Here is a 6,021-nt window from a genome sequence, read left to right as displayed (position 1 = left end):
CTCATTCACCCGATTGCCCTGCGTCGCGGGTCCTCACCGCTTGAGCGCCGCTAGGCCCTTCAGGTATATCTCCGGTAACCCGTTCTCCCGCCCGGCGGCGATCACGCCCTCGAGGTAGCCCGGCCGCGGCACCCCGCCGTTGCCCCGCCCGAGATACACCAGCGCCCGCCGCACCCCGCCCTCGGTCGAGACCGGCTGCTGCGCCTTGACGTAGAGCCCGCTCGCCACGCCCTCGTAGCGGTCAAGGGCCGGCACGTCGGAGAGCGCCAGGTCCCACAGCACGCCCCAGACCGTGCCGGTCGGGGAGCGTTCCACCGAGGCGTAGCCCTCGCGCATGATGACGAGGCGGTGGCGGTTGAGCCGGCCGAGGCCCAGCACCCGCGAGGTGGGGCAGCGCCGGGCCATGGCGGCCCGGTCCATGTTGGAGCCGTAGGCGAAGTAGAGCGGCACGAACGACCGGTCAGGCGAATTCGAGGATCACCGCGTCGACCGCCAGGCTGTCGCCCTCCTTGGCCTGGATGGTCTGGACGGTGCCGTCGCGCTCGGCGCGCAGCACGTTCTCCATCTTCATCGCCTCGACGACGGCGAGCGGCTCGCCCGCCTTCACCTCCTGGCCGGGGGTGACCATGATCGCCTTCGCCAGGCCCGGCATCGGGCAGAGCAGCTGCTTGCCCGAGCCGCCGACCTCCTTGACCGGCATCAAGGCCGCGAGCTCGGCCTCGCGCCGCGTATAGACCCGCGCCTCGGCGGCGGCGCCCGCGTGCTGCAGGAAGACGCCGTTGAGGAGGCCGCGGACCTGGATCGCCGCAGGCGCACCGCCGATCGTGCCGGTCCAGACCGGCTCGCCCGGCCGCCAGCCGCTCTCGACCGGCCAGACCGTCCCGTCCGCGAACGCCACCGCGATGCCGCCGTCGATGGTCTCGACCGTGGCCTCGAAGCGCTGGTCGCCGAGCATCACCACCCGGTCGCGCTCGAAGCGCAGGAGCTTCGGGTCGCGCATCTGGCCCGAGATGCCGCGCTTGCGCTCGTTGAGCTGGTGGTCGATGGCCGCGGCCGCGGCCGCCATCCGGCGCGCCACCTCGCCCGCGGGCTTGGGCGCCTCGAACCCGTTCGGGAACTCCTCCGCGATGAAGCCGGTGGAGAGCCGGCCCTCCTGCCAGCGCGGGTGGTGCATCAGCGCCGACAGGAACGGGATGTTGTGGCGGATGCCGTCGATCGCGAACGCGTCGAGGGCCTGGGCCTGGGAGGAAATCGCCTCGTCGCGGGTCGGCCCCCAGGTAACGAGCTTGGCGATCATCGGGTCGTAGTGGATCGCGATCTCGCTCCCCTCCTCGACGCCGGTGTCGTTGCGCACGATCGCCTCACCCAGCTTGCCCTCCGCCGGCGGCCGGTAGGTGGTGAGCCGGCCGATCGAGGGCAGGAAGTTGCGGGTCGGGTCCTCGGCGTAGACGCGGCTCTCGACCGCCCAGCCGTTGAGCGTCACGTCAGCTTGCGTGATCGGCAGCCTCTCGCCCGCCGCCACCCGGATCATCAGCTCGACGAGGTCGAGGCCGGTGATCATCTCGGTCACCGGGTGCTCGACCTGGAGCCGGGTGTTCATCTCGAGGAAGTAGAACGACTTGTCCTGGCCGGCGACGAACTCGACCGTGCCGGCGGAATCGTAGTTCACGGCTTTCGCCAGCGCCACGGCCTGCTCGCCCATCCGGCGACGGGTCGCCTCGTCGAGGAGCGGGCTTGGTGCCTCCTCGATGACCTTCTGGTTGCGGCGCTGGATCGAGCACTCGCGCTCGCCGAGGTAGACGACGTTACCGTGCTTGTCGCCGATGACCTGGATCTCGATGTGGCGCGGGTCGGTGATGAACTTTTCCACGAACACCCGGTCGTCGCCGAAGGACGAGGCGGCCTCGGAGCGGGCGCGGGCGAAACCTTCCGCCACCTCGCCGGCCGAGTGCGCGATGCGCATGCCCTTGCCGCCGCCGCCGGCGGAGGCCTTGATCATCACCGGGTAGCCGATCTCGTCCGCTATGGTGACGGCGTGCTCAGGCGATTCGATCACCCCGAGGAAGCCCGGCACGGTCGAGACCTTGGCGGCCGAGGCCGCCTTCTTCGACTCGATCTTGTCGCCCATGGCGGCGATGGCGCCGGGATTCGGGCCGATGAACACGATGCCGGCGGCTTCCAGCGCCTTCGGGAAGGCCTCGCGCTCGGACAGGAAGCCGTAGCCGGGATGAACCGCCTGCGCGCCGGTCTGCCGGCAGGCTTCCACGATCTTGTCGATGACGAGGTAGGACTGGGCGGCCGCCGCCGGGCCGATATGCACCGCCTCGTCGGCCATCGCGACGTGCAGCGCGTCGCGGTCGGCGTCGGAATAGACCGCCACCGTCTTGATCCCCATCCGGCGCGCCGTCTTGATGATGCGGCAGGCGATCTCGCCGCGGTTGGCGATCAGGATCTTGTCGAACATCGGAGCGCGCACTCGAGCCTTTGGGGGGAGCCGGGCCGGGGTGGGTCGCACCCAAGCTCATCCCCGTTAAAGCATGGCGCGCGCGGCGCAAAGCCGGGTGTTGGTGGCCCAAAGGCCCAACCCGCCCGGAAGGACCGCCGTCCCGGGGTCAGGCGGCGACCGCGTAGGAGAGGATCTCCTCGACCGCGTCCTCGGCGCCGGCCCGGGCGCGGTTCGCCCGCAGCGCGAAGGTGATGAGGGCCTGGTCGTTGGTCTCGGCCTCGCGCACCACCTCGACGGCGATGCGCGCGCCGGTGGCGGTCGGGCCGCGCCCGCAGCCGAGGGAGGCGGCGAGCCAGTGGGCAGTGTCGGCGTCGATGTGGCCGGTCGGCCGCTCGCCCCACACCGCGAAGTCGACCACCGCGGCCACCAGCCAGTCGGCGAAGGCCGCGTCGGCCCCCGGCACCGCCCGGTCGAGGCCGAACAGCATGTCGGCCTCCTCGCGGCGGGTCAGCCCGTCGGGCAGCACCGCCCGGTTCAGCTCGCGCACGTCCTCCAGGCCGAGGGTGCCGGCGGCGATGATACGGTTGCAGAAGTCTTGCAGCGAAGCGTTGATCATCTGTCTGTGCCTCCCCGGCCTTTGTTGTGCCGGTGCTTGTCCCTGTGTGAGGAGGACTATGCGGGACGGGAGGCCTTTGACAGGTTAACGGCGGGATCTGAATCCCTGTTCAGGTTAAAGCCTGGCAACGGGGTGTCGTTGCTAAAGCGTTGCGTCGGACGGTCGAATGCGAGTGGGCAGGCCCGGCGACCCGATGGCTTGGAAGGCGATGGGAGGGGCTACCCACGTCCCGCCTGGCCATCCGAGGTCGCGGTGGCGCCAGGGCGGGACGCCCACAGGACCCACGGCGGCGTGCAGCAATATTGCCGCGCGGTCGAAGCCCGAACGGACGCCGTCGCGCCGCCCTGTCGATGGCAAGGCGCAACGGTGTAACGCCGGTCCGCAACGAGCGCAGCCGGGCCGTGAGCGGTTCATCCGCGCTCGCTCCGGCGGACGATCGGAGGCGCGTCAGCCGCGATCGCGAACGCCTCGTTCTCGCGCTGGCCGGCGGAGGGATCCCTCGAACGCACTCGCCCTTCGCCACCCGGCGCTCGTCCGCTCGGAGATGGCTTCGTGCCGGTCTATCCGTGACGGCTGGGGAAGGACCTCGGACTGTCTTGCGGGCGAGCCATGGCGTCGATGCAGTCGGAAACGGCGAAGCTGCCGAAGGGTCACAGCTACGTGCTCAAGCCGTCGGTGCTGGAGGAGGCACTCCTGAGCGCGGGCATCGACGTTTCAACGCACCTGGTGCGGTGCCCGGGCGGCTTGTTCGATGCGCATTTCTGGCCACCGAGTCCGGATGTGCCCTACGAGACATTGTACATCCGCGCCGGTTCGGTGCGGGCAAGCGAGGCCGCGGCGGCGCGCCAACGGTTCGAGACCGTGATTTTGCCCCTGCTCGTCGCATGGATCTCAAGCATTCTCGCTCAAGATCGTCGATCACCGGTACGACGGGAGAAACAGCGGCTCAATCTCGCTGAATGCTGGGGACCGCTGCGATAATGCAGAGCATCCCCGGCAGCGTCCGCCGGGGACCCGGGAACGGCTCCGCGGGGCCATGGGTGCGGACGATCACCTTCGGCCCCATCCGGCCCTGCCGCGAAAGCGGATCTTCTGGCAAGCACGACCCGGCGGCGTGCCCGGGCGACACGACGTCCGCGCGGCGCCGATCTCCGCATCGCGACGCGTGCGAGCGGAGACCGTACGAGATGCGGCGTCCGGCCGGTCCTACCGAACGATCACCTTCGCATCCGCCCCCACCCGGTTGTACAGATCGACCACGTCGATGTTGCGCATCCTGATGCAGCCGGACGAGGCGGCCTGGCCGATCCGCTCCGGCTCGTTGGTGCCGTGGATGCGGTAGAGCGTGTCCTTCCCGCTGGCATCCGCCAGGTAGAGGGCGCGGGCACCGAGGGGGTTGGCGGGGCCGCCCTTCATCGGGTGAACGTGGGGCCAGCGCTTGACCATCTCGGCCGGCGGGTGCCAGTCGGGCCAGGCGGCCTTGCGGAAGACCCGCGCCGCGCCGCTCCAGCCATAGGCCTCGTCGCCGACGGTCACGCCGTAGCGGATCGCCTTGCGGTCCGGCAGGACGTAGTAGAGCTGGCGCTCCTTGGTCTCGACCACGATGGTCCCGGGCGCCTCCCCGGTCGGATCGTCGATGAGGTAGCGGGCGAAGAGCCGGTTGACCTCCGGCTCCGGCACCATCGCCATCCACTCCTTGTCGAGGGCCGACAATTCGGGATCGGGGGTGGCGCGGTACATGCAGCCCGGCAATGCCAGGACGGCCCCCGTCAGTGCGGTCGCGAGGGCGAGGCGGGGGCGGCGCATCGGGAGTAGCCTTGGCAAGTCGGGCGGACGGGGCCGCGAATCGGTCGTCTGCCGACCGTAAAGCGTGGCTGTTAGAGCGCGAAGCGGAGAGCCGCGCCTCTGTGCACGATGACCGGCCTGTGTTGCGTCCAGGCCATGGCCCTGCCACGGTGCGGCCGGGGACGGCCGGTCACGGGACCGGCCGGCGGAAACGCTTGAAGCGGGCACGATGACGACGCTGTATCTCTGCCATCCGGCCTCCCTCGACCACGACACGCCGCCGGGGCATCCCGAGCGGGCCGACCGCATCCGGGTGATCGAGCGGGCCCTGGAGGACGAGCGCTTCGCGGCCCTGGTGCGCGAGCAGGCGCCGCTCGCCGACCTCTCGGTCGCGGGCCTGGCGCATCCGGAGAACTACGTCGCGGCGATCGCGGCCGCCGCGCCGGACGAGGGGCTGCTGGCGATCGATTCCGACACGGTGATGTCCCGGGGCTCCCTGGAGGCCGCCCTGCGGGCGCTCGGCGCCGCCGTGCGGGCGGTGGACGAGGTGATGGAGGGCCGCGTCGCCAACGCCTTCGCGGCGATGCGCCCGCCCGGCCACCACGCCGAGCGTGAGCGCGCCATGGGCTTCTGCCTGTTCAACACCGCCGCGGTGGCGGCGCGCCACGCGAGGAAGCATCACGGCGCCGCCCGCGTCGCCGTGGTCGACTGGGACGTCCACCACGGCAACGGCTCGCAGGATATCTTCTGGGACGATCGAAGCGTGATGTACGCCTCGACCCACCAGATGCCGCTCTTTCCCGGCACGGGTGCCGCGTCCGAGCGCGGCGAGCACGACACCATCGTCAATGTGCCGCTGCATGCGGGCGACGACGGCGACACCTTCCGGGAGGCCTTCGCGCACGGGGTGCTGCCGCGCCTCGAGGCGTTCCGGCCCGACCTGATCGTGATCTCGGCCGGGTTCGACGCCCATTGGCGCGATCCGCTCGCCAACCTGAAGCTGACAGAGGCCGACTTCGCCTGGGCGACCCGGGAGGTGATGGGAATCGCCGATCGCCGCTGCGGCGGCCGGGTCGTCTCGCTGCTCGAGGGCGGCTACGACCTGATCGGCCTGTCGAAGTCGGTCGCCGCGCACGTCGAGACGCTGATGGGGCGGTGACCGGCCGCGGCGGCG

The 6,021-nt window shown here is 70.8% G+C and carries 6 protein-coding genes; 2 read left to right on the top strand and 4 right to left on the bottom strand.

Translation table 11 applies throughout. The features are described from left to right. Positions 1 to 33: 33 nt before the first annotated feature. The 3 genes from VQ02_RS13195 to VQ02_RS13185 form a co-directional block, all read right to left on the bottom strand. Positions 34 to 450: a gamma-glutamylcyclotransferase family protein gene (locus tag VQ02_RS13195; protein ID WP_048444659.1), complete on the bottom strand. Its 417-nt coding sequence runs from the start codon at positions 448 to 450 to the stop codon at positions 34 to 36. Positions 451 to 460: 10 nt separating this feature from the next. Further along, positions 461 to 2,464 (bottom strand): acetyl-CoA carboxylase biotin carboxylase subunit, encoded by a 2,004-nt coding sequence (locus VQ02_RS13190; protein ID WP_048444658.1) that lies wholly within the window; start codon positions 2,462 to 2,464, stop codon positions 461 to 463. A 148-nt stretch (positions 2,465 to 2,612) separates the two neighbouring features. Further along, positions 2,613 to 3,062, bottom strand: a complete 450-nt coding sequence (locus tag VQ02_RS13185; protein ID WP_048444657.1) for a hypothetical protein — start codon at positions 3,060 to 3,062, stop codon at positions 2,613 to 2,615. A 618-nt stretch (positions 3,063 to 3,680) separates the two neighbouring features. On the opposite strand from VQ02_RS13185, the gene VQ02_RS35610 reads away from it, so the two are divergent. Beyond that, on the top strand, positions 3,681 to 4,043 hold the full coding sequence (locus VQ02_RS35610; protein WP_083469194.1) for a hypothetical protein: 363 nt from the start codon (positions 3,681 to 3,683) through the stop codon (positions 4,041 to 4,043). Between the two features lie 225 nt (positions 4,044 to 4,268). On the opposite strand, the gene VQ02_RS13180 is transcribed toward VQ02_RS35610, so the two are convergent. Further along, the gene (locus tag VQ02_RS13180) at positions 4,269 to 4,868 is read right to left on the bottom strand and encodes a L,D-transpeptidase (RefSeq protein ID WP_048444656.1); all 600 of its coding nucleotides are present in this window, start codon (positions 4,866 to 4,868) and stop codon (positions 4,269 to 4,271) included. A 208-nt stretch (positions 4,869 to 5,076) separates the two neighbouring features. On the opposite strand from VQ02_RS13180, the gene VQ02_RS13175 reads away from it, so the two are divergent. After that, the gene (locus VQ02_RS13175) at positions 5,077 to 6,006 is read left to right on the top strand and encodes a histone deacetylase family protein (protein ID WP_048444655.1); all 930 of its coding nucleotides are present in this window, start codon (positions 5,077 to 5,079) and stop codon (positions 6,004 to 6,006) included. Positions 6,007 to 6,021 lie beyond the last annotated feature (15 nt).

It is taken from the genome of Methylobacterium variabile, from assembly GCF_001043975.1.
GTDB classification, from domain to species: Bacteria; Pseudomonadota; Alphaproteobacteria; order Rhizobiales; family Beijerinckiaceae; genus Methylobacterium; species Methylobacterium variabile.
This window is presented reverse-complemented; position numbering and strand designations above follow the sequence as displayed.

Excerpts from the sequence above, each read along its gene's own strand:
- VQ02_RS13190 (WP_048444658.1), bottom strand. The coding sequence starts at position 2,464 with ATGTTCGACAAGATCCTGATCGCCAACCGCGGCGAGATCGCCTGCCGC.
- VQ02_RS13185 (WP_048444657.1), bottom strand. The coding sequence starts at position 3,062 with ATGATCAACGCTTCGCTGCAAGACTTCTGCAACCGTATCATCGCCGCC.
- VQ02_RS35610 (WP_083469194.1), top strand. The coding sequence starts at position 3,681 with ATGCAGTCGGAAACGGCGAAGCTGCCGAAGGGTCACAGCTACGTGCTC.
- VQ02_RS13180 (WP_048444656.1), bottom strand. The coding sequence starts at position 4,868 with ATGCGCCGCCCCCGCCTCGCCCTCGCGACCGCACTGACGGGGGCCGTC.
- VQ02_RS13175 (WP_048444655.1), top strand. The coding sequence starts at position 5,077 with ATGACGACGCTGTATCTCTGCCATCCGGCCTCCCTCGACCACGACACG.